This window comes from Stutzerimonas chloritidismutans (genome assembly GCF_038562055.1).
GTDB lineage: Bacteria > Pseudomonadota > Gammaproteobacteria > Pseudomonadales > Pseudomonadaceae > Stutzerimonas > Stutzerimonas chloritidismutans_A.
This window is the reverse complement of sequence record NZ_JBCFXD010000003.1, coordinates 182,100-204,412: the sequence shown is the minus strand read 5'-3', so window position 1 is coordinate 204,412 and position 22,313 is coordinate 182,100. Positions and strand designations below refer to the sequence as shown.

Below are 22,313 nucleotides of genomic sequence, written 5' to 3'. Positions count from 1 at the left end.
GCTGTCCTCGACCAGCCAGGTTGTCGATGCGGCGCGTGGTGCAGGCGCAAGTTCCCGCGATGCTCTGCGCGGGGCGCCGTATCGCTGATCTAGCGTGCAACGACGTGGTTGCAGTGGGCAGTGTCGGTGGGGCGGGGCAGGTTGTCGCAGTTGTTGGTAAGACGGTCACGCCGGACACTTTCCCCTGCCTCGGATCCGAGCAGAGTTCCACGGTAGGTTCGAGGTGTAGCGATTGGGCCCGGGCCGCGAAAACCGGGTTTTGGCCCCCTCCCCAAAGGGGGCTGCAATCGCCTCATGAGGTCGGAGTCCGATGCGCTCGAACGGATTTCGGCACTGATGTGCAAGGAGAGCTAGGCATGCTTAGGTCATCGCTCAGACGGGACATCGCGCTGGTTCTGCTGGTCAAGCTTGCGATCCTCATAACCATAAAAACGATCTGGTTCGATGCGCCCAGTACTCCGGAAAACGGTTCGGCGCGGATTGCCGAGTATTTGCTTGATTCACGGGGTTCGATCCCTGAGGGAGGACCGAGATGATCTCGGAAAGCGTTGTCGATCTGTCACGCCTGCAGTTCGCCATGACGGCGATGTACCACTTTCTTTTCGTGCCGCTGACCTTGGGCCTGGCCTTCCTGCTGGCCATCATGGAGTCGGTCTACGTCATGACCGGCAAGCAGGTCTACAAGGACATGACCCAGTTCTGGGGCAAGCTGTTCGGTATCAATTTCGCCCTCGGTGTCACCACCGGGCTGACCATGGAATTCCAGTTCGGCACCAACTGGGCCTACTACAGCCACTACGTGGGTGACATCTTTGGCGCGCCGTTGGCAATCGAAGGCCTGATGGCGTTTTTCCTGGAGTCGACCTTTATCGGGCTGTTCTTCTTTGGCTGGGATCGCCTGAGCAGGGTGCAGCATCTGGCGGTCACCTGGTTGGTGGCGCTGGGGTCGAACCTGTCGGCATTGTGGATCTTGATCGCCAACGGCTGGATGCAGAACCCGGTGGGCTCGGAGTTCAACTTCGAAACCATGCGCATGGAACTGGTCGATTTCGGCGCGCTGCTGTTCAACCCGGTCGCCCAGGTCAAGTTCGTCCACACGGTGTCGGCCGGTTATGTCACTGGGGCGATCTTTGTTTTAGCGATTTCGTCCTTCTATCTACTGAAGAAACGTGACCTTGGCTTCGCTCGGCGCTCGTTTGCCATCGCGGCGGTGTTCGGCCTGGCTTCGACTCTCTCCGTGATCATCCTCGGCGACGAGTCCGGCTATGAGATTGGCGATGTGCAGAAGGTCAAGCTGGCGGCCATCGAGGCCGAGTGGGAAACCCACCCGGCACCGGCCGGCTTCACCCTGTTCGGTCTGCCCAATCAGCAGGAACAGCGTACCGACTACGCGGTGAAGATTCCCTATGCGCTGGGGCTGATCGCGACGCGCTCGCTGGACGAGGAGGTCAAGGGCATCAAGCAGCTGGTCGCCGAGCACGAGTTGCGCATTCGCAACGGCATGCTTGCCTATCAACGATTGCAAGTACTCCGGAGCGGGGACAAGTCGCCGCAGGCCGTCGCCGCGTTCAACGAGGTCAAGCAGGATCTGGGTTACGGTCTGCTGCTCAAGCGCTATACCGACAAGGTGGTTGACGCCAGTGACGAGCAGATCCGCCTGGCCGCGCTGGATACGATTCCCGACGTGTTCAGCCTGTTCTGGACCTTCCGCGCGATGGTTCTGGCGGGCTTCCTCATGCTGTTGCTGTTTGGTTTGGCCAGCTGGGCTTCGATCAAACGCAATGCGGAGAACAAACCCTGGTTACTCAAGTTCGCCCTGTTCAGCCTGCCGCTGCCTTGGATCGCCGCGCAGACCGGCTGGTACGTGGCCGAGCACGGCCGTCAGCCCTGGTCGATCGCCGAACTGCTGCCGACGCATTTGTCCGCGTCGACCTTGGCCGCGGGGGATATCTGGGGTTCGCTGGTGGCGCTGGTGGCTTTCTACACGCTGCTGCTGGTGGTGGAAATGTTCCTGATGATCCGCTTCGCCCGCCTCGGGCCAAGCAGCCTGCACACCGGCCGCTATCACTTTGAGCTCGCACCTGTCACCCCGGAGCACATTCGCAAGCCCCGCGACGCTGCTGCCGTTCCGGCAGCAGCAAACGACGCACCCATCGAACCGACCCCTGTGTGAGGTAAACAAGATGTTCGACTACGAAGTGCTCAAACTCATCTGGTGGGTATTGATTGGTGTGCTGCTGATCGGCTTTGCCCTGACCGACGGCTTCGACATGGGCGCCATGGCGCTGATGCCTTTCGTTGGCAGGACCGACAACGAGCGGCGCGTGACGATCAATACCATCGCGCCGCATTGGGATGGCAATCAGGTGTGGTTCATCACCGCCGGCGGCGCGCTGTTCGCGGCCTGGCCGATGGTCTACGCAGTGGCGTTTTCAGGGCTTTACTGGGCCATGTTGCTGGTGCTCTTCGCGCTGTTCTGCCGGCCGGTGGGTTTCGATTACCGCAGCAAGATCGAAGACCCGCGCTGGCGCAGTGCGTGGGACTGGGGCCTGTTCGTCGGCGGTGCGGTGCCGGCGCTGGTGTTTGGTGTGGCGTTCGGCAACCTGTTCCTCGGCCTGCCGTTCCAGCTCGACGAGCTGATGCGCTCCAGCTATCACGGCTCGTTCTTCCAATTACTCAACCCCTTCGCGTTGCTGTGCGGCATCGTCAGCCTGAGCATGCTCTGCGCGCATGGCGGTGCCTGGCTGATGATGCGCACTGAAGGCGCGCTGGGCGAGCGCTCGTGTCTGGCAACCCGACTGTGCACGCTGGTATTCCTGATTGGCTTCGTCGGGGCGGGGCTGTGGCTGGCGTTCGGCATTCAGGGCTTTAACCAGCTGTCTGTCACCGATCCTGGGGCGGCACTCAATCCCTTGCTGGATAAGCAGGTGATGCAAAGCAATGCGGGTTGGCTGGGCAACTACAGCCGCTACCCAAGCACCCTGATTGCACCAATAGCCGGAATCATCGGCGCGCTGATAGCGCTGCTGGGTGCCAGCCGTAACAGCGGCGGGGTGAGCTTCCTCGGTACCAGTCTGATGATTGTCGGCAGCATCTGCACCGCCGGCTTCGCCCTGTTTCCCTTCGTCTTTCCGTCGAGCCTCGACCCGGCCTCCAGTCTTACCCTGTGGGACGCCGTATCGAGCTACAAGACGCTGGGCATCATGTTCGTGGTGGTCTGCATCTTCGTGCCGCTGATCCTCTGCTACACGCTGTGGAGCTATGTCCGCATGTGGGGTCGGCTCAACGATCAGAGCATCGAAGCCAACCCGCACGGCTTGTACTGAACCCCTGTCCAAGCGCCAACGCGCCTGGCCCCGCACGTCCCTACGGAGAAATCATCATGTGGTACTTCACCTGGATTCTCGGCGTACTGCTGGCTTGCAGCTTCGGCATCATCAGCGCGCTCTGGTTCGAAGCGACCCAGGATCTCGATGCGGAGCCAGGCCGTGATCGGCTCGGTCAATAGCATTCTCTACCGCAGGCCCGGCTGCATGCTCTCGCTACTGCTGGCCTCGCCGCTGGCCCTGCTGTTGCTGATTCACCCCGCGGTGATGCTCGACGGAGCAGGAGGTTACAGCCACGCGCAGCTGATGCTGGTGATGTGGGGCCTATCAGCGGGCTTCATTCATGGCGTCGGCTTCGTGCCGCAGCAATGGCTATGGCGTCTGCTGGTCCATCCAGCGGCTGCTTGGCTGTTGATGGGGCAGGGGTACCTGATGCTGCTGCCCGACGGGGCGCCAGGGCTGATGTCGGGTTAAGTCGACCCGACGTTGCCGATCCCCATGCGCAACCTGCGCCACCGATCAGAGACGCGGCGACAAGGTGGACTCGCTATCTCGCTAAATGAAAGCCACCCAGACGTTTTGCCGCAGCGAGTCGGTCACATTTGCGGCAATAGAATTTGCTCATCGGCGCGACGGCAGGCATAGTTTCGCCACTTTCGACTTCCCGACCTGTCAGTGCCATGCGCCAACGCCTCGCACCCCTGTTGCCCCTTGCTCTCGTTACGTTGTTGGCGGCCTGCGCCGCGCAGCCGGAGCAGACCGAAAGTTCGCTGCTGTCGCAGGGGTTCCAGTTCGATTTCCCGGTTGAGATATCAGAGGCTGATGCCGACACTCAAGCCCTAACAGACGAACCCACCGAGCAGCAACTTCGTGAGCTAGCCGATGAGGAGAGCTACGTGTTGCCGGCTCTGGCCGATAGCGTGCTTGAGCGCGGCTTCACGCTGGTAGGCACCCCGTACCGCTACGGTGGTAGCTCCACGAAAACCGGCTTTGATTGCAGTGGCTTCGTCAGTTTTCTGTTTCGCAAGGAGGCCGGCATCGAGCTACCACGCTCAACCCGCGAGATGATCAATCTGGAAGCACCGAAGATCAAACGCAGCGACCTGGAGCCGGGCGACGTAGTCTTTTTCAACAACCGGGGGCGTGGCCAGGTCAGCCATGCCGGTATCTACATCGGCGGTGACCGGTTCATTCACTCGTCCAGTAGTCGTAGCGGCGGCGTCCGCGTCGACAGCCTCGATGACAAGTACTGGCGTTCCAGCTTCATGCAAGCCAAACGGGTTCTGGTCCTTGCCCATAACTCAAGCGCTGTTTCCACTCATCACTGAGTGCTGAGATAGGTCTGCATCGGGCTTGCATCCATTTCTGCATGCCGGCAGAGTGATGGCTCATTTGCCTGGACTGCTCTGCCATGCCTCTTCTGGCTCGTTCTACAGCTGTTCTGCTGACCGCGATACTGCTTGCTGCCTGTTCCAGTCAAGCGCCGGTCGAACCGGTAGTCGTCGCGCCTCTGCCAACACCGCACGAGTTTCCCGGCACTGCTGAAGACGTACTGTTCACGGCGCTGGGGCTGGTGGGTACGCCGTATCGCTACGGCGGCAATACCCCTGATGGCGGGTTCGATTGCAGTGGTCTGATTACCTATGTCTACCGAGGCGCAGCCGGCGTGGCATTACCGCGTACGACGCGTGAGATGAACGCCATGCGAGGCGCCACCATCAGGCGTGATGCCCTGAAAGCAGGTGATCTGTTGTTCTTTGCCACCAGCGGCGGGCGTCGTGTCAGCCACGCGGCTATCTACGTCGGCGAAGGGCGTTTCGTCCATGCACCCTCAACCGGCGGAACGGTACGCCTGGACAGCCTTTCCAACAGCTATTGGCAGAAAAGCTACCTCAGCGCCAAGCGCGTGCTGGACAGTGACCGTCTCGCTCAAAACCCCTAACGCTGGCGAGAGTCGAACATGATAGGCGCCGGCATTGACTTTCTCTGCTCCCCGCGACGCCGAGTTGGTGCGGATTTCAGACGCTGCGATTGAGAGGTCGTTAGATGGCGCCACTCCTGCGTTTGCCCGACCCGCCTGATGCGTGCGAGCTGTGCCTGCGGCAGGCGCCTTTGACCCGCCATCACCTGATTCCCAAAGCCTTGCACGGCAAAACATACATCCGTAAGCGCTTCCCTCGTGAGGAGCGTATTACAGCCACGCTGTGGGTCTGCCGGCCCTGCCACAACCAGATCCATCGCCTGTTTACAGAGAAGGAGCTGGCGCTCAGCTTCAACAGCCGCGACGCGTTGCTGGCCGATGCTCGGCTGCGCACCTTTGTCGACTGGTTATCGGCCAAGCCTGCCGGATTCGTGCCGCGCCATTAAACGGCTGCAAAGCCGCGCCAGTGCAGTGGAATAATTCGAAATATCTTCGAATTGACATTTGTCAGGTGTCGAATTGTCGCACTTTGGCTATGATCGGCGCCCCAACTTCTCGGGTGCGCATCCGCGCACGAACCGTCCCTCCTTATACGTTAGGTGCCCCATGCCTGAAATACTTCAGTACGTGCTGATCGGCCTCGCCGTGGCCGCTCTGCTCGGTGTCGTTCTTGAAGAAATTACCCATGTAAACAAAGCCAAGGTCACGCTGTTCTTCGGCACCTTGGCGTGGATGCTGCTGTTCATCTTTTCCCCGCAGGGCACCGAACGCGACCTGGTGCTCATCAGCCTCAACGAGAACATCGCGGAGATCGCCGGATTGTGGATCTTTCTGGTGGCGGCGATGACCTTTGTCGCCTACTTGAACAAGAAAGGCCTGATCGAAAACTTGATCTACCTGGTTTTGCCAAAGCGGATCAGCGAGCGGCAGCTGCTGTTCCTGACGGCGACGTTCTGCTTTGTGTTCTCGTCGCTCGCGGACAACATTACCGCGACGCTGGTCTCCATCACGTTGATCATGTCGCTCAAGCTCAGCGCCGAGAAGACCATCAAATACGCGGCGCTGGTGGTGTTTGCAGTGAACTCCGGCGGTGTGGCGCTGATCACCGGTGACGTGACGACCCTGATGATCTTCCTCGCTGGAAAAGTAAAGATCCTGCAGCTGTTGCTGCTCGCGCTTCCGGCTTTTCTGGCGGTCATGCTGCTGGCGGCGATGCTTTCGCTGGGTATGAGCGGACAGGTCGTGGTGGAAAGCCACCGCACCGATGTACGCCGGGTCGATATCGCCATCGCCCTGATCTTTCTCGGCACCATCCTGTGCACCATCGCTGGCAACTTCTTCTTCCAGATTCCGCCCGTGCTGACCTTCCTGACCGGATTGTCGATCATGTTTCTGGTGGCGCGCTTCTTCAGCGACGACATCGAAACCGATCCAATTCTGGAATACGTCCGCCAGGTCGAGTTCGAAACCTTGCTGTTCTTCCTCGGCATCCTGCTGCTGGTCGGCATGCTCAAGGAAATCCATGTGCTCGACGGCCTGGTGCGTATCTATGACCAGGTGCCCGCCGTGGTCGCCAACTACCTGATGGGTATCCTGTCTGCCGCGATCGACAACGTACCGCTGACCGCCGCGCTGCTGAAGTCCGGACTTGAAATGGGCATCGCCGAGTGGATGGTCCTGACCTACGCGGTGGGCGTCGGCGGTTCGCTGCTGGTCATCGGTTCCGCAGCCGGCATCGTGGCCATGAGCAAGGTGCCGGGGCTGACCTTCGGTAGCTACCTCAAATACAGCCTGTACCTGTTCGTTGCATTCAATCTCGGCTTCGCTGGCGTGTATCTGACCGGGCTGGCTGTGGCTGGGGCGGTGGGCTGAGCCGCACTCGGAGCGCGGCAGCTCATAACCGCTGGGTGAGCTGCTGCGCCTACCAGTGCAGGTTGAAGTGCGAGCCGAGCACGAATTGATCATCCAGCAAATCCCAGCGTTCGACACAGACCTTCTTGTCGACGCCCGAGTGCAGCTTCATACGATTGAACGAGTTCGGCGACGTACCTCGCACGCGTGATGAGAGGGTGGTGCCCGCCTGGACCATCCAGATTTCGCGAGACAGCGCGGTGTACTGCTTGGACAAGGGCAATACATAGGGCAGATGGATGTGCCCGCCCATCACCAGATCCAACCCTTCATCGGCCCAGCGGTGCAGCGCAGTGTCTGCATTGTGCTGAAGGTTGCTCAGATCGCTCAGCACCATCGCGCCGAAGGGCTGGTGCGCCACCACGATACGGACCTTGTTCGGGTCGCTCTGTTTGAGGCGCCTGGCAACGGCTTGCACTTGTTCGCCGGTCACCAGCCCATCCTTATGGCGTCTGGGGTGGGTGGTGTTGAGGCCGATGACCAACATCTCGTCGTTTTCGAAGGTCGGCTCCAGATCGTCACCAAAGTGGCGACGGTAGTTGCGGTAGGGCATGAACAAACGCGCAAAGACGTTATACAGCGGGATGTCATGATTCCCCGGGATCACCAGCGCCTTCGGGATGCCATGGCCATGCAGGCGCTGGACGAAGGCCTGGGCATCGGCGAACTGTCCGGCTCTGGCGCGCTGTGTGATGTCGCCAGAAAAGATCAGCAGGTCCGCGCCGTGCTCGCGCACGTGGTCTTCCATGGCTTGTACGACGGCGGCCTGTTCGGTGCCGAAGTGGGTGTCGGAGATCTGCACGATGCTGGTCATGGGTGGGCGTCTTCTCGTCTGGTGTGCGTGACGGGGGCATTGTTGCATTCGAAGCCATTCGGCGCCCGGCGTTCCGGTAAATCGCAGGCAGCGCTCCCGAAACGTGCCCTGGCTCGGGTGCTGATCGCTTTCGGTTGCGCTGCGCAGGGCCTTGGACTACCCTCCGCGCTGCTTCAGGTGCCCCCTGGCGAAACGCCAGAGGGGTGAAACAGGGAAGCCGGTTCATTCGATGAAGATTCCGGCGCTGCCCCCGCAACGGTAGGCGAGACAGGACACCGCTCACAGCCACTGTGCCACAGGCATGGGAAGGCCGCGGTTCCAGGATGCAAGGCATCCGCTCGCAAGCCCGGAGACCGGCCTGTCGCATTCCACGGCAGTGCGGCGGGCGCTGATCGGGGTGCGGCTGCTTGCACCTGCGCTCCCTTCGCATTCTCCGTCTGCCCTTATCGACTGTTGTCGTGCGGCGGGCACGACGGAGACCTGAACTTGACCTGCAAGATCCTCAACACTTCGGCAGCGTGCGTGCTGCTTGGCTATGTTTCGCTTTCCCATGCTCAGCCGGTACAGCCGCTGAACCTCAACGAACAGGTGGTCACGGCCACACGCACCGAGCAGGTGCTCAGTCCGATAGCCTCCACCAGCGTCATTACCCGCGAGCAGATTGTGCGCAGTCAGGTTCAGAGCGTTCCTGAACTGCTGCGCGGCCTGGCGGGCGTCAACGTCGCTTTCAACGGCGGACGCGGCAAAACCTCTTCCGTGTATGTGCGTGGTACCAGCAGCCAGCATCTGCTTGTTCTGGTTGATGGGGTGAAAATCGGATCAGCCACATCGGGCGGTGCGTCGCTTGAGAACATACCGGTCGAGCAGATCGAGCGGATCGAACTGGTCCGTGGGCCGCGCTCGAGCCTGTACGGCTCGGAAGCGGTGGGCGGGGTCATGCAGATTTTCACGCGGCGTGGGGAAGGCGAAGGGCTCAAACCTTATTTTTCCGCGGGGGCGGGCAGTCGCTCCAGCTTTGACGGCACCGCCGGCCTCTCTGGAAGCCAGGGTGCCGGCTGGTTCAATCTCGGTGTGGCGAGCGCATCAACCGACGGCATCAATTCGCGGGCCTATCGGCCAACCGCGCCTCGTGCCTATGAAGCTGATGCCGACGGTTATCGTGAGCTGTCAGGCGCCTTGCGCGGCGGCTACCGCTTCGACAATGGACTGGTTCTGGATGGCAGCCTGTTGCACGTCGACACCCATAGCGACTACGACTCTCGTTCCACTTCAGGAGCAACTGGCCGCTTTGCCTATAGCGACGGCAGCCAGCAAGTCATCGGCGGCCGGGCACGATTCACGCCGATCGATCCATGGCTGGTCACCCTGCAGGCCGGGCATAGCGAAGACAACACGGACAACTTCCGCGACGGTCGTTTCTATTCGCGTTTCGATACCAAGCGCGATTCTTTCAATTGGCAGAATGACTTCAGCGTGGCTGAAGATCAGCTGCTCACGCTTGGTTTCGACTACCAGCAAGACCGCATCGACGTGACGGACGACTATGCGGTGGACGCTCGTGATAACAAGGGCGCCTACCTGCAGTATCAGGGTCGTTTCGGCCGTCATGGCGTGCTGGCCGGCCTGCGTCGCGATGACAATGAGCAGTTCGGCAACCACGACACCGGCAATCTCGGCTGGAGCTATGACCTGCGTGACAACCTAGTACTGAGTGCTTCCTACGGCACGGCATTCAAGGCGCCCACGTTCAACGATCTCTATGCGCCGAACACGGGCTTTACGGCCGGCAACCCCGACCTGCAGCCGGAAGAGTCGCAAAGCTATGAGCTGGGCCTGAAAGGAGAGCAGCAGTGGGGCGAGTGGAGCCTCAACGCGTTCGAAAACCAGATTGACGACCTGATCATCTGGAGCGGCAGCAGCCCGATGCAGCCGCAAAACGTCGATGTGGCGCGCATTCGCGGGATCGAAGGCGTAGTCGGCACTGAATTGCTGGGCTGGGATGTCGTCAGCTCGGTGACGGTCCTTGACCCGCAGGATCGCAGCAAGGCCAATCATGGGCATCTGCTGCCGCGACGCGCCAAACGGTCGTTGAACATCGACCTGGACCGTGCCATTGGCCGCTTTGCTGTCGGCACAACGCTGTACGCAGCGAGCGAGCGCTTCGACAAATCCAGCAATACCGAAGCCGAGCGGTTGCCTGGCTACGCCCTGGTTGACCTGCGTGGTGAATATCGTCTCGATGATGCCTGGCGACTGCAGGCAAAGCTGAGCAACCTGTTCGACCGCGATTACGAAACTGCCCAGACCTATGAACAGCCCGGCCGCGCGATCCATTTCACGGTCCGCTATCAGGCACTCTAAATCGCGCCCGCTGGCGTGTTGCCCCAAAGGAGAACATCGATGATAAAACTGTCCCCAAGAGCCCAGCTGGGCGTCGGTATTGCGCTGATGATGCTGATGGCAATGACCCGTGGCCAACACTTTGCCTCGGTGAACCTGCCAAGTGCATCCTGGGCGGTGTTCTTTCTGGCGGGTGTGCTGCTGGCGCCGCGCTGGGTGTTTCCGGCTTTGTTTGTCGAAGCGTCGCTGCTGGATTTCGCCGCCATCCAATGGCAGGGCGTGAGCAGCTATTGCATGTCACCGGCCTACTGGATGCTGGTGCCTGCCTACGGCTCCCTGTGGTTCGGCGGACGGATGTACGCGCGGTTGCACCGTGATCAGCTGAGCAGCCTGGCCTTGCTGGCGGGCGTCGTGGTGCTCAGTGCCTTCGTCTGCTACCTGTTCTCCGGCGGTGGCTTTCTTTTTTTCTCCGGGCGCTATCCCGATCCGAGCCTGGCGCAGATGGCTGAACGCATCGGCACCTACTACCCCCGTTACCTGGGCAATCTGGCGCTGTATGTCGGCACCGCTGCGGTCTTGTTCGTCGGGCTGCGTGCCTGGACGGCACAGCGTGAAGGCGTTCGCGCATGAGTGAGTCCAGTGAGCGCGATGCCCGCCACAAGGCGCGCATGCAGCGTAAAAAGGCCGTGGTAGACGAGAAGATTGCCGAAGCTCAGGACGAGTACGGTCTGCTGCTGGTCCACACCGGCAATGGTAAGGGCAAGAGCAGCTCCGCCTTTGGCATGGTGGCTCGTGCTCTGGGCCACGGCATCAAAGTCGGCGTGGTGCAGTTCATCAAAGGTGCGGCCAGCACCGGCGAGGAAAGCTTCTTCCGACGCTTTCCCGGCGAGGTTAGCTATCACGTGATGGGCGAGGGGTTCACTTGGGAGACCCAGGACCGCCAGCGTGATATCGCCAAAGCAAAGGAGGCGTGGAACGTCGCGGCTCAACTGTTGGCCGATCCTGAGATTGGCCTGGTGGTGCTGGATGAGCTGAACATCGCGCTCAAATATGGCTACCTGGAGCTGGATCCGGTGCTGGCTGATATCGAGTCGCGACCGCTGTTGCAGCATGTGGTGGTCACTGGTCGCGGCGCGCCGCCGGGGTTGATTGAAGCCGCTGACACCGTGACTGAAATGAGCTTGGTCAAGCATGCGTTCAAAGCGGGTGTGAAAGCGCAGAAGGGCATCGAATTTTGACGCTTGAGCTAAGGGTTTGCGCTGCTGCAGGCGGGGACGGGCGATGAACACCTCGCATCGTTGCCCGGCCTTACTCATAGCCGCGCCTGCCTCTGGTCAGGGAAAAACCACCGTAACAGCTGGCCTGGCGCGCCTGCACACCCGCCAAGGTAAACAGGTGCGTGTTTTCAAGTGCGGACCGGATTTCCTGGATCCCATGGTGCTGGCGCGCGCCAGCGGCCACCCGGTCTATCAGCTCGACCTATGGATGGTGGGCGAGGCCGACAGTCGCCGTCTGCTATGGGAGGCGGCGCGCGACGCCGATCTGATCCTTATCGAAGGCGTGATGGGGCTGTTCGACGGCACGCCGTCAGCAGCGGATCTGGCGCGCCAGTTCGGAGTGCCGGTTTTGGCGGTAGTCGATGGCTCGTCTATGGCGCAGACCTTCGGGGCGCTGGCCCACGGTTTGGCCAGCTATCAGCCGGATCTGCCGTTTGCCGGTGTGTTAGCCAATCGGGTCGGTAGCAGCCGACACGGTGAAATCCTTCGGGACTGTCTGCCTGAGAATCTTGGCTGGTTTGGCGCCCTGCCGCGCGCTGAATCTGTTGGCCTTCCCAGCCGCCATCTGGGTCTCGTACAGGCGCAGGAGCTGGTCGATCTGGACGCTCGACTCGACGCGGCTGCCGACGCCCTGGCGGCGAGCGCCGATTGCAGCCTGCCAGCAGCGATCAGCTTTCCGCCGCCGGTACCTGAGACGCTGCCTAAACTGTTAAATGGGGTGCGTATCGGTGTGGCACGTGACGCCGCCTTCTCCTTTGTCTATCAAGCCAACCTCGATCTGTTGCAAGCGCTAGGCGCGGAGCTGCTGTTCTTCTCGCCGCTGCGATTTTCCCGTTTGCCTGCTGTGGATAGCCTTTATCTGCCGGGAGGATACCCAGAGCTGCACCTGCGGGCGTTGAGCCGCAACCATGCGATGGCCGAGGCGATACGCGCCCATCACCAGGCGGGCAAGCCAATACTCGCCGAATGTGGCGGCATGCTCTATTTGCTCGACGGCCTGACCGGCCAGGACGGAATTCGAGAAAGCATGCTTGGCTTGATACCTGGCGAAGCGCAGATGCAGAAGCGCTTTACCGCATTGGCGCTGCAGGACGTGCAGCTTCCGGAAGGGCGCCTGCGTGGCCACACCTTCCACCATTCCTCGCTTGAATCACCAATGCAGCCACTGGCGAGAGGCGAATGCCCGAACTACAAACGAACGGCTGAGGCGGTGTACCGAAAGGGTCGATTGACGGCTTCCTATATCCATTTCTACATGCCGTCCGACTTCCGCGCGGCTGCGGCGATGCTCTGCCCATGAGCGATTCGGCCTTCACTGACGAGCAGCGCGCCGGGGTCTACCGAGCCATTGGCGAACGCCGCGACATGCGGCATTTCAGCGGAGGCGAGGTCGCTCCGGCGCTGCTGGTGCGCCTGCTCGAAGCCGCGCATCAGGCGCCCAGTGTGGGCTTGATGCAGCCATGGCGGTTCCTTCGCATCAGCCGTCCGGAATTACGCAACGCCATTGCCGCGCTGGTTGAGGAGGAGCGAGTCCTGACCGCTGCGGCGCTGGGCGAGCGGGGTGAGGCGTTCATGAAGCTCAAGGTCGAGGGCATTCACGATTGCGCTGAGCTGCTGGTCGTCGCGCTGATAGAGGGTCGCGAGGCTCACGTGTTTGGCCGCCGCACGCTGCCGGAAATGGACCTCGCGTCGGCCGCGTGCGCGATCCAGAATCTCTGGCTTGCTGCCCGCGCTGAAGGGCTGGGTATGGGTTGGGTATCGCTGTTCGACCCTCAGCAGTTGGCCGACCTGCTGCAAATGCCCGTTGGAGCCAAACCCATTGCAGTGCTCTGTCTGGGCCCAGTGGTTGAGTTCTACCCGGAACCGATGCTTGCGCTCGAAGCTTGGGCGCAGCCGCGTCCCCTGTCCGAATTGCTGTTCGATAATTACTGGGATCAGCCGTCGTGACTGTGGCCCTGAGCTGCCTGGCGGCTGTGGCGCTGGATGCGTTACTCGGCGAGCCGCGACGCGGTCACCCGCTGGTTGCGTTCGGCGGGCTGGCCGATCGGCTCGAGCGTTACTTCAATGGGCCTGACGGTCGCGGTTGGCGTAGTCATGGCGTAACGGCCTGGTTTCTCGCCGTGCTACCGCCAACGGGATTGGCGTGGCTGCTCGCTTCGTTGCCGAGCATCGGCTGGTTGGCTGAGATCGTTTTGCTGTACATGGCGCTGGGGTTGCGCAGCCTTGGCGACCATCTGCTGCCGGTTGTGCGAGCCTTGCGCCAGGGGGACTTGGCTGAGGCGCGACAGCGTGTCGGATTCATCGTCAGTCGCGACACGCGTGAGTTGGACGAGCAGGGCATCGCCCGTGCCGCGACCGAGTCGGCACTGGAGAACGGTAGCGATGCGGTATTCGCCGCGTTGTTCTGGTTCGTGGTGGCGGGCGCGCCGGGTGTGGTGCTGTATCGACTGAGCAATACGCTCGATGCCATGTGGGGCTACCGCAACCAGCGCTTCGAGCGATTCGGCTGGGCCGCGGCGCGTATCGATGACGTGCTCAACTTCATACCTGCCCGGTTGGTTGCACTGACTTACACCTTGCTGGGCCAGACACGCCTTGCCTGGCGCTGCTGGCGTACCCAGGCGCCGCTGTGGGACAGCCCCAACGCCGGTCCGGTGATGGCTGCCGGGGCAGGGGCACTGGGCGTGGCGCTGGGCGGTTCGGCGGTCTACCACTGCGAGCTGCACCACAGACCCGTTCTCGGAGAAGGCGAAGCGCCTCGGGCGCGCGACATCGAACGCGCACTGGATATGGTCTGGGCGGGCGTCGGTCTGTGGTTGTTGGCGCTGTTGTTAGGAGGCTGGTTGCGTGCTTGAGCATGGCGGAAGGCTGCGCAGGGCGGCCGAGCATTTCAATATTCCGCTCCAGGATTGGCTGGATCTGTCGACTGGCATTGCGCCTTACGGTTTCGATCTGCCAGCCATTCCGGGCGAAGCCTGGATGCGCCTGCCGGAACCCGACGACGAGCTGGAAGTGGTTGCACGTGACTACTACGGCGTCGCCTCGTTGTTACCGGTAGCGGGCTCTCAGGCCGCGATCCAGATGTTGCCGCGGTTGCGCAAGCCGTTGCAGGTCGGGATCGTCTCGCCCTGTTATGCCGAGCACGCCGAGGCGTGGCGCCGCGTAGGGCACCGCCTCAGCGAATTCAGCGAGGGCAGCGTGCCGCGTGCGCTAGATGGGGTCGACGTGCTGATTGTGGTCAACCCGAATAACCCCACTGGGCGTCTGCTGCCGCCGGAGCAGTTGCTCGACTGGCATGGGCGTCTCGCCGAGCGGGGTGGCTGGTTAATCGTCGACGAAGCTTTCATGGACCCAACCCCGTCTCACAGCCTGGCCCCGCATAGCCACTTACCAGGGCTTATCGTCTTGCGCTCGTTCGGCAAGTTTTTCGGCATGGCCGGTGCGCGGCTGGGTTTCGTGCTGGCGGAGCAAGGCTTGCTGCGCGCACTCAGCGATGCCCTTGGGCCATGGCCGATTGCTGGCCCGTCACGTTTTATCGGCACCCTATTGCTTGGTGATCGTGAGGGGCAGCATCGCCAACGCGAGCGCTTGCGAAGCGATAGCGAGCGCCTGGCGCAGCTGCTGTCAGAGCAGGGCCTGCCGCCCACCGGAGGCTGTGGGCTTTTTCACTGGGTAGTGACAGAGGAGGCGACCATGCTTCGCGAGTTTCTGGCCTGCCAAGGCATTCTGGTGCGTCGCTTTCTGTATCCGCCGAGCGTGCGCTTCGGGCTGCCCGCGGACGAATCGGGATGGGCACGGCTGACGCGGGCGCTGACTCATTATCAGGCGATGCGCACATGAGCACCTTGATGGTTCAGGGCACAACCTCCGACGCCGGCAAGAGCACGCTGGTGACCGCGCTGTGTCGCTGGCTCAAGCGGCAGGGCGTCACCGTTGTGCCGTTCAAACCGCAGAACATGGCGCTGAACAGCGCGGTTACCGCCGACGGTGGCGAGATCGGGCGCGCTCAAGCGGTACAGGCCCAGGCCGCAGGGTTGCCGCCGCAGACGGACATGAATCCAATCCTTCTCAAACCCAACAGTGACGTGGGCGCGCAGGTCATCATTCACGGTCGGGCCATCGGCAACATGGACGCGGTCGCTTACCATGACTACAAACGCGTGGCCATGGCGGCGGTGCTGGCCTCGCACCGGCGCCTCAGCGAGGCCTATCAGGTGGTCATGGTCGAAGGCGCGGGTTCGCCGGCCGAGATCAATCTGCGCGCCAACGACATTGCCAACATGGGGTTTGCCGAGAACGTCGATTGCCCGGTGATTCTGATCGCCGATATCGACAAGGGCGGCGTGTTCGCACACCTGGTCGGCACGCTGGAGCTGCTCAGCCCAACTGAGCAGGCGCGGGTCAAAGGCTTCGTGATCAATCGCTTTCGCGGCGATATCGGCCTGTTACAGCCGGGCCTCGATTGGCTCGAGCGCCGCACCGGCAAGCCCGTTCTCGGGGTGCTGCCGTACCTGATGGATTTCCACCTCGAAGCAGAGGACGCCGTCGACGTACGGCAGTCGGCGAAGAGCGAGCAGACCTTGAAGGTTGTGGTGCCGATCTTGCCGCGTATCAGCAATCACACCGACTTCGACCCGCTGCGTCTGCATCCTCAGGTTGATCTCTGCTTTGTCGGGCCCGGACAAGCGATTCCGCCGGCGGACCTGATCATCCTGCCGGGCTCAAAAAGCGTGCGCGCGGACCTCGCCTGGCTGCGCGAGCAAGGTTGGGAGTCCGCACTCCAACGGCATCTGCGCTATGGTGGCAAGCTGCTTGGAATCTGCGGCGGGCTGCAAATGCTTGGCGAATGCATAGCTGATCCGCTCGGTCTGGAAGGGACGGCTGGGCAGAGTGAGGGGTTAAGACTGCTTCGGTTCTCCACAACGCTGGCTGCGCACAAGCAGTTGCGCAACGTGCATGGACGACTGGGAATCGATGACGTCGAGATCAGCGGCTACGAAATCCATGCAGGTATCAGTGACGGGCCGGCACTGGAGCGTGCTGCGGTACGACTCGACGATGGCCGCTCGGATGGCGCGATCAGCGAGGACGGTCAGGTGCTCGGCACCTACCTCCATGGCCTGTTCGAGTCACCAGCTGCCTGCGAGTCGCTGTTGCGCTGGGCGGGGCTGGAGCGGGCGCTGCGGGTCGACTACCAGGCATTGCGAGAACGCGATATCGAACGTCTGGCAGATCTGGTGGACAAGCATCTGGACCTCTCGCAGCTCAGGGCGCTCTGCGGGCTATCAGAGGAGATGGGGCATGATTGAGCTCATCCTTGGCGGGGCGCGATCCGGCAAAAGTCGTTTGGCCGAGCGGCTTGCGGTTGAAAGCGGCCTGGCAGTCATCTACATCGCCACCAGCCAGCCTCTGGATGGGGAAATGAGCGAGCGCATCGCTCATCACCGTGCCCGGCGTCCTACTGGCTGGGGGCTCATCGAAGAACCGCTGGCGCTGGCTACAACTTTGCGCGAACACGCCCGTGCGGATCGTTGCTTGTTGGTGGATTGCCTGACGCTGTGGCTCACGAATCTGTTGATGCTTGATGACGAGACGCGCTTAGTTGAAGAACGCGATGCGTTGCTCGAATGCCTTCCTGAACTGCCGGGGCACGTGCTGCTGGTGAGCAACGAAACGGGGTTGGGGGTGGTGCCGCTGGGCGAGCTGACCCGCCGGTATGTCGATGAAACCGGCTTGTTGCATCAAGCCCTCGCCGAGCGTTGCCAGCGGGTGGTCTTTACCGTGGCGGGCTTGCCCATGACCCTCAAAGGAGCGGCGCTTTGAACAATCAATGGTGGCTGGAACCCTGCCGGGTACCGGACGAAACGGCACGCCAGGCGGCACGGCATCGCGATGTGCAGCTGACCAAGCCGGCGGGTGCGCTGGGGCGTATCGACGCGCTGATCCCCCTGCTGGCGGCTTTGCAGGGACGCCAGCGGCCGTCAGTGGAGCGTGTTTTTGTCGCCATTTTTGCGGGCGATCATGGCGTTGCCGAGGAAGGTATTTCGGCGTTCCCGCAATCGGTTACCGGGCAAATGCTTGGCAACTTCGTCAACGGCGGCGCAGCGATCAGCGTCCTCGCCAAACAGCTCGAGGCGACGTTGGAGGTGATCGATCTGGGTGTGGCCACTCCGCAGTCGCTGCCTGGCGTACGCCAGGTTGCGCTGGGTCCAGGCACCTGTAATTTCACCAAACAATCGGCCATGAGCGCGGAAGCCTGCGAACGTGCTATGCAAGCTGGGCGCGACAGTGTGCTGCGGGCGCAACAGCAAGGCAGCGAGCTGTTCATTGGCGGCGAAATGGGGATAGGCAACACCACCACTGCGGCAGCGCTGGCCTGCGCTTTGCTAGGTTGCGCGCCGCAAGAACTGGCTGGACCAGGCACCGGTTTGGATGCTGCCGGAATGGCGCATAAATGTGCCGTCATCGAGCGGGCACTGGCGCTGCATGCGGGGCCGCACGATACCTACGGCTGGATGCAGCGGGTCGGTGGTTTCGAACTGGCGGCGCTCACCGGCGCCTATATCACCTGTGCGCAGCGAGGCCTCGTCGCGCTGGTCGACGGTTACATCTGCAGTGTGGCCGCGCTGTGTGCAGTGCGTTTGAACCCGGACTGTCGTGACTGGTTGCTGTTTGCGCACCGGTCGGCCGAGCCGGGGCACCTCGCTGTACTCGCAGCCTTGGCTGCACAGCCGCTGCTGGACCTTGGTCTGCGGCTGGGCGAGGGCAGCGGCGCGGCGTTGGCGGTTCCGCTGCTCCGGCTGGCCTGCGCGCTTCACGACGGCATGGCCACGTTCGACGAAGCGGCCGTCGCGGCGAAGCACTCATGAGCATTCAGCTTGAATTGCTGCGCCATGGCGAAACTGAATCCGGCGGCGGATTTCGGGGGCGGCTGGATGATGCGCTCACCCCACAGGGGTGGCAGCAGATGCGCTCAGCCGTCGTCGGCTCGGGGCCTTGGGATCGCATCATCAGTTCGCCGCTGCGCCGCTGCGCGGACTTCGCAGCCGAGCTCGCTGAGCAACAATCCCTTGAACTCGATCTTGAGCCTGACTTGCGCGAGCTGGACTTCGGCGATTGGGAGGGGCGCACCGCGGCCGACCTGATGATCGATCAGAGCGAAGCCCTGGGCCGCTTCTGGAACGACCCGTACAGCTTCACTCCGCCCGGTGCGGAGCCCGTCGCGGACTTCGATAAGCGCGTGCTGGCGGCAATCGAGCGTCTGACTGATCGCTGCGCGGGCGAACGTGTATTGCTCGTTACCCATGCGGGCGTGATGCGGCTGTTGCTGGCAGAGGCCCGTGGTCTGCCGCGCGAATGTCTGTTGCAGGTCGAGGTCAGTCATGGCGCGTTGTTCGGGCTCAGAACCGGCTTTAACGACGCTACGCTCTGGCTGGAAGAACGATGCAGCCCTTTCTGATTGCACTGCAGTTTCTGACCTGCCTCCCCATACGGCTACACAGCATGCCCGAGCCACGGTTGATCGGCAGGTCGTTGCTGTATTACCCGCTGGTGGGGCTGCTGCTGGGCGGCATGCTCTGTTTACTTGGCATGGCGCTGGGTAACGCGGCGACGCCCTTGAAAGCCGCTGTGCTGTTAACCGCATGGGTCTGGCTGACCGGTGCGTTGCACCTCGATGGCCTGGCTGATAGCGCAGATGCCTGGCTGGGCGGCTTCGGCGATCGGGAGCGCACCCTGGCGATCATGAAAGACCCCTGCAGCGGTCCGGTTGCGGTTGCCGTGCTGGTGCTATTGCTGCTGCTGAAGTGCGTCGCGTTATGGACGCTGCTCGAGCAGGGCAACTTATGGATGGTATTGGCGGTACCGGTGCTTGGGCGAAGCGCAATGTTGGGGTTGTTTCTCACCACAGCCTATGTACGCCCGGGCGGTTTGGGACAAGCCTTGGCCGAGCACATGCCGCGATCAGCAGCTCGCATGGTGTTGGGACTGATCCTGCTTGTGGGTGTCGCGATGGGCGTGAGTGGCTGGATTGCGCTGGGGATCGCAGCGGCAGTCGGGGTGCTGGTGCGCCGCAGTCTGGTCCAGCGTCTTGGCGGGACCACCGGCGACACGGCCGGAGCGTTGTTAGAGCTGGTCGAGTGTGCAGTGCTGATCGGCCTGGCACTGCTGGGCTAGATCGACACCTCAGCCCAGCAGCGCGACGGTCTTGATCTGTGCCCACAGCGCCTTGCCCTGAGTGACGCCAAGCTGATCGGCCGAGCGCCGCGTAATGCGAGCCAGCAGTGGCGTGCCCTGAGCGTCCAGGCGAACCAGGACATGCGCGGGCGTGTCGGCGCTGACCACTTCATCCACCCGCACCGGTAGCAGGTTGCTGATGCTGGTGCCCTCTGCACGTTCCAGCGTCAGGCTGACGTCCCGGGCATGGACGCGGAAGCGTAGCCGATGTCCGACCGCTTCATTCCGTTGCGCCACCAGCACCTCTCCACCCTGAAACCGCAGGCGAGTGAGGTGGTAGTGGCTATCATGCCCGGCAACCTCCGACTCGACGACGACACCGGCCTCCTCGCCGAAGGCCGTCGGCAGATCCAGGCGGGCCAAGGTTTCATGCAGCGGACCCTGAGCGACGACTTGGCCCTCATCGAGCAGGACCAGGTGGTCGGCCAGTCGTGCCACTTCGTCTGGCGCGTGGCTGACATAAAGCACGGGGATATCCAGCTCGTCATGCAGGCGTTCGAGGTAAGGCAGAATCTCCTGTTTGCGTTTCACGTCGAGCGCAGCCAGAGGTTCGTCCATCAGCAACAGGCGTGGGCTGGTAAGCAGGGCGCGAGCGATCCCGACCCGCTGGCGCTCGCCACCCGAAAGTCTCTCTGGCATGCGCTCCAGAAGCTGCGCGATACCGAGCAGCTCGACTGCCTGATCCCAGGCGACGCGCCGGTGCTGCGTCGGGATGCGCTTCATGCCGAATGCGAGATTGCCTCTGACGGACAGATGGGCAAACAAATTGGCGTCCTGGAACACGTAGCCAATGGTCCGCTGGTGCGGGGGTATGAACAGCTGACGGCTTGAGTCCTGCCAACACTCGCCGTTGACCACCAGTGCGCCTGTGCTGTTGCGTTCGAGTCCGGCGATGCAGCGCAGGCAACTGGTCTTGCCCGAGCCTGAGGGGCCGAACAGGGCGGTAACACCACGCCCTGGGAGTTCTACATCCACGTCCAGGGTGAAGCCAGGATGGACCAGGCGCAGGCGTGCCTGTATGCCGCTCGGGTTGCTGGTCATCCGCGCCACCCCTGCCGAATGGGGCTCGCATAGAGCGTGAGCAGTACAAGAAAGGAAAACAGGAGCATTCCACCGGCCAGCCAGTGCGCTTGGGTATATTCCAGGGCTTCGACGTGATCGTAGATCTGAACGGACAGCACGCGGGTCCGCTCCGGAATGTTGCCGCCGATCATCAGCACTACACCGAACTCGCCGACTGTATGGGCAAAGCCGAGAATGCTGGCGGTCACGAAACCTGGCCGAGCCAGCGGCAGCACGACGCTGAAGAAGGTGTCCAGTGGCCCCGCGCGCAAGGTCATCGCGGCTTCGAGCGGGCGTTCACCAATGGCTTCGAAGGCGTTTTGCAACGGCTGCACGACAAAGGGCATCGAGTAAAAAACTGATCCTACAACCAGGCCGGCAAAGGTGAACGGCAAAACACCTAGCCCGAGCGATTGGGTCATGTGCCCTATGGGCCCGTTGGGTCCCATCGCGACCAGCAGATAGAAGCCGAGCACACTCGGTGGAAGCACCAGAGGCAGTGCCACCACGGCGCCAATAGGCCCTTTCAGGCGTGAGTGCGTCCGCGCCAGCCACCACGCGATGGGCGTGCCAAGTAATAACAGCAGAAGGGTGGTGACGCTGGCGAGTTTGAGTGTCAGCCAGATGGCAGAGAGGCTGGCGTCATCCAGGGTGGGCAATTCCATCACCTACCGATCATATCCGTAGGCATTGATCACTTTCGCTGCCTCTGTGCTTTGCAGGTACTCGAGCAGTGCACGGGCCGCGGGGTTTTCCTGACCTTTGTTCAGCAGAATGGCGTCCTGGCGAATCGGTGGATGGTAGGCAGCCGGTACCACCCAGCTTGAGCCTTGACGTATCACACCATCATCAACGACCTGCGAAAGGGCAACGAAGCCGAGTTCGGCGTTGCCGCTGGCGACGAACTGATACGTTTGTGTGATGTTTTCACCTTGTACCAGCGTGTCCCGGACCGAATCAGATAGGCCCAGCTTCGTCAGCGTCGCCATGGCCGCAGCGCCATAAGGGGCGGTTTTGGGATTGGCCACGGCCAGATGGCGAAACGACTGCTCCCTCAATACCTCGGGTCGGTCATTGATGAAGGCTTCTTTGGCTGACCACAACACGAGGGTGCCGATGGCATAGGTGAAGCGGCTTCCAGCGACGGCTAGGCCTTCGTCTTCCAGCCTGGCTGGGACGTCGTCATCGGCTGCTAGCAGCACCGAGAAAGGCGCACCATTACGAATTTGTGCGTAGAGCTTTCCGGTCGAGCCGAAAGCCAGCAGCGCTTTATGCCCCGTGTCGCGCTCGAACTGTTCGGCAATGACGCGCATGGGGGCGGTGAAATTCGACGCGACCGCCACCTGGACTTCTTCGGCACGCCCCATCCAGGGGGTGAGTGCAGCCAGCGCGGCGATGAGTGTCATACGGATCCGATTCATCATGCT

At 62.0% G+C, this 22,313-nt stretch carries 25 protein-coding genes and 1 riboswitch; of the genes, 21 read left to right on the top strand and 4 right to left on the bottom strand.

What is annotated here, in order from left to right:
• The first annotated feature begins 26 nt into the window (after positions 1-26).
• The 9 genes from cydP to nhaD all read left to right on the top strand — a co-directional run bounded on the left by cydP (position 27) and on the right by nhaD (position 7,119).
• The gene (cydP, locus tag AAGW23_RS07570) at positions 27-536 is read left to right on the top strand and encodes a cytochrome oxidase putative small subunit CydP (RefSeq protein ID WP_342405852.1); all 510 of its coding nucleotides are present in this window, start codon (positions 27-29) and stop codon (positions 534-536) included.
• Positions 533-2,173 carry a cytochrome ubiquinol oxidase subunit I gene (locus AAGW23_RS07565; protein WP_342405851.1) on the top strand — a complete coding sequence of 547 codons (1,641 nt, stop codon included), beginning with the start codon at positions 533-535 and terminating at the stop codon, positions 2,171-2,173. The genes cydP and AAGW23_RS07565 overlap by 4 nt, the downstream gene beginning before the upstream one ends.
• Before the next feature lie 10 nt (positions 2,174-2,183).
• Positions 2,184-3,326 carry a cytochrome d ubiquinol oxidase subunit II gene (gene cydB, locus AAGW23_RS07560; RefSeq protein WP_342405850.1) on the top strand — a complete coding sequence of 381 codons (1,143 nt, stop codon included), beginning with the start codon at positions 2,184-2,186 and terminating at the stop codon, positions 3,324-3,326.
• A gap of 56 nt (positions 3,327-3,382) precedes the next feature.
• Positions 3,383-3,508, top strand: a complete 126-nt coding sequence (gene cydX / locus AAGW23_RS07555; RefSeq protein WP_102836409.1) for a cytochrome bd-I oxidase subunit CydX — start codon at positions 3,383-3,385, stop codon at positions 3,506-3,508.
• On the top strand, positions 3,474-3,800 hold the full coding sequence (locus AAGW23_RS07550; RefSeq protein WP_342405849.1) for a cyd operon YbgE family protein: 327 nt from the start codon (positions 3,474-3,476) through the stop codon (positions 3,798-3,800). Before cydX ends, AAGW23_RS07550 begins: the two co-directional genes overlap by 35 nt.
• A 206-nt stretch (positions 3,801-4,006) precedes the next feature.
• Positions 4,007-4,654 carry a C40 family peptidase gene (locus AAGW23_RS07545; RefSeq protein ID WP_342405848.1) on the top strand — a complete coding sequence of 216 codons (648 nt, stop codon included), beginning with the start codon at positions 4,007-4,009 and terminating at the stop codon, positions 4,652-4,654.
• Positions 4,655-4,737: 83 nt separating this feature from the next.
• Positions 4,738-5,268 carry a C40 family peptidase gene (locus tag AAGW23_RS07540; protein ID WP_342405847.1) on the top strand — a complete coding sequence of 177 codons (531 nt, stop codon included), beginning with the start codon at positions 4,738-4,740 and terminating at the stop codon, positions 5,266-5,268.
• A 104-nt stretch (positions 5,269-5,372) separates the two neighbouring features.
• On the top strand, positions 5,373-5,693 hold the full coding sequence (locus AAGW23_RS07535; RefSeq protein ID WP_342405846.1) for a hypothetical protein: 321 nt from the start codon (positions 5,373-5,375) through the stop codon (positions 5,691-5,693).
• Between the two features lie 160 nt (positions 5,694-5,853).
• Positions 5,854-7,119, top strand: coding sequence for a sodium:proton antiporter NhaD (gene nhaD, locus AAGW23_RS07530; protein ID WP_342405845.1), 1,266 nt, complete (start codon positions 5,854-5,856; stop codon positions 7,117-7,119).
• A gap of 49 nt (positions 7,120-7,168) precedes the next feature.
• On the opposite strand, the gene AAGW23_RS07525 is transcribed toward nhaD, so the two are convergent.
• Positions 7,169-7,972, bottom strand: a complete 804-nt coding sequence (locus AAGW23_RS07525) for a metallophosphoesterase (protein WP_342405843.1) — start codon at positions 7,970-7,972, stop codon at positions 7,169-7,171.
• A gap of 158 nt (positions 7,973-8,130) precedes the next feature.
• Positions 8,131-8,348: riboswitch (cobalamin riboswitch) on the top strand.
• Positions 8,349-8,458: 110 nt separating this feature from the next.
• Between AAGW23_RS07525 and btuB the strand changes: the two genes are divergently transcribed.
• From btuB to AAGW23_RS07465, 12 genes are read left to right on the top strand one after another with little or no spacing between them, the layout of a single operon-like run.
• Positions 8,459-10,333: a TonB-dependent vitamin B12 receptor gene (btuB, locus tag AAGW23_RS07520; protein WP_342405842.1), complete on the top strand. Its 1,875-nt coding sequence runs from the start codon at positions 8,459-8,461 to the stop codon at positions 10,331-10,333.
• A gap of 39 nt (positions 10,334-10,372) precedes the next feature.
• Positions 10,373-10,942, top strand: coding sequence for a hypothetical protein (locus tag AAGW23_RS07515; RefSeq protein WP_342405841.1), 570 nt, complete (start codon positions 10,373-10,375; stop codon positions 10,940-10,942).
• Complete coding sequence (gene cobO, locus AAGW23_RS07510) at positions 10,939-11,550, top strand: cob(I)yrinic acid a,c-diamide adenosyltransferase (protein WP_342405840.1); 612 nt, start codon at positions 10,939-10,941, stop codon at positions 11,548-11,550. Before AAGW23_RS07515 ends, cobO begins: the two co-directional genes overlap by 4 nt.
• 43 nt (positions 11,551-11,593) lie before the next feature.
• Positions 11,594-12,889: a cobyrinate a,c-diamide synthase gene (locus AAGW23_RS07505; protein WP_342405839.1), complete on the top strand. Its 1,296-nt coding sequence runs from the start codon at positions 11,594-11,596 to the stop codon at positions 12,887-12,889.
• Positions 12,886-13,536, top strand: coding sequence for a 5,6-dimethylbenzimidazole synthase (gene bluB, locus AAGW23_RS07500; protein WP_342405838.1), 651 nt, complete (start codon positions 12,886-12,888; stop codon positions 13,534-13,536). Before AAGW23_RS07505 ends, bluB begins: the two co-directional genes overlap by 4 nt.
• On the top strand, positions 13,533-14,444 hold the full coding sequence (cbiB, locus tag AAGW23_RS07495) for an adenosylcobinamide-phosphate synthase CbiB (protein ID WP_342405837.1): 912 nt from the start codon (positions 13,533-13,535) through the stop codon (positions 14,442-14,444). The genes bluB and cbiB overlap by 4 nt, the downstream gene beginning before the upstream one ends.
• Complete coding sequence (cobD, locus tag AAGW23_RS07490) at positions 14,437-15,429, top strand: threonine-phosphate decarboxylase CobD (protein ID WP_342405835.1); 993 nt, start codon at positions 14,437-14,439, stop codon at positions 15,427-15,429. Before cbiB ends, cobD begins: the two co-directional genes overlap by 8 nt.
• On the top strand, positions 15,426-16,898 hold the full coding sequence (locus AAGW23_RS07485; RefSeq protein WP_342405834.1) for a cobyric acid synthase: 1,473 nt from the start codon (positions 15,426-15,428) through the stop codon (positions 16,896-16,898). The genes cobD and AAGW23_RS07485 overlap by 4 nt, the downstream gene beginning before the upstream one ends.
• The gene (gene cobU, locus AAGW23_RS07480; protein WP_342405833.1) at positions 16,891-17,412 is read left to right on the top strand and encodes a bifunctional adenosylcobinamide kinase/adenosylcobinamide-phosphate guanylyltransferase; all 522 of its coding nucleotides are present in this window, start codon (positions 16,891-16,893) and stop codon (positions 17,410-17,412) included. The genes AAGW23_RS07485 and cobU overlap by 8 nt, the downstream gene beginning before the upstream one ends.
• A complete protein-coding gene (cobT, locus tag AAGW23_RS07475) occupies positions 17,409-18,458 on the top strand; it encodes a nicotinate-nucleotide--dimethylbenzimidazole phosphoribosyltransferase (protein ID WP_342405832.1) in 1,050 nt (349 codons plus the stop codon). The genes cobU and cobT overlap by 4 nt, the downstream gene beginning before the upstream one ends.
• Positions 18,455-19,048, top strand: a complete 594-nt coding sequence (cobC, locus tag AAGW23_RS07470; RefSeq protein ID WP_342405831.1) for an alpha-ribazole phosphatase family protein — start codon at positions 18,455-18,457, stop codon at positions 19,046-19,048. The genes cobT and cobC overlap by 4 nt, the downstream gene beginning before the upstream one ends.
• The gene (locus AAGW23_RS07465; protein ID WP_342405830.1) at positions 19,033-19,764 is read left to right on the top strand and encodes an adenosylcobinamide-GDP ribazoletransferase; all 732 of its coding nucleotides are present in this window, start codon (positions 19,033-19,035) and stop codon (positions 19,762-19,764) included. The genes cobC and AAGW23_RS07465 overlap by 16 nt, the downstream gene beginning before the upstream one ends.
• 9 nt (positions 19,765-19,773) lie before the next feature.
• Here the strand turns inward: AAGW23_RS07465 and modC are convergent, their stop codons facing one another.
• The 3 genes from modC to modA are packed head-to-tail and all read right to left on the bottom strand — an operon-like array spanning position 19,774 to position 22,307.
• Positions 19,774-20,865, bottom strand: coding sequence for a molybdenum ABC transporter ATP-binding protein (modC, locus tag AAGW23_RS07460; RefSeq protein WP_342405829.1), 1,092 nt, complete (start codon positions 20,863-20,865; stop codon positions 19,774-19,776).
• Positions 20,862-21,551 carry a molybdate ABC transporter permease subunit gene (gene modB / locus AAGW23_RS07455; protein ID WP_342405828.1) on the bottom strand — a complete coding sequence of 230 codons (690 nt, stop codon included), beginning with the start codon at positions 21,549-21,551 and terminating at the stop codon, positions 20,862-20,864. Before modB ends, modC begins: the two co-directional genes overlap by 4 nt.
• 3 nt (positions 21,552-21,554) lie before the next feature.
• On the bottom strand, positions 21,555-22,307 hold the full coding sequence (modA, locus tag AAGW23_RS07450) for a molybdate ABC transporter substrate-binding protein (protein WP_425540814.1): 753 nt from the start codon (positions 22,305-22,307) through the stop codon (positions 21,555-21,557).
• Positions 22,308-22,313 lie beyond the last annotated feature (6 nt).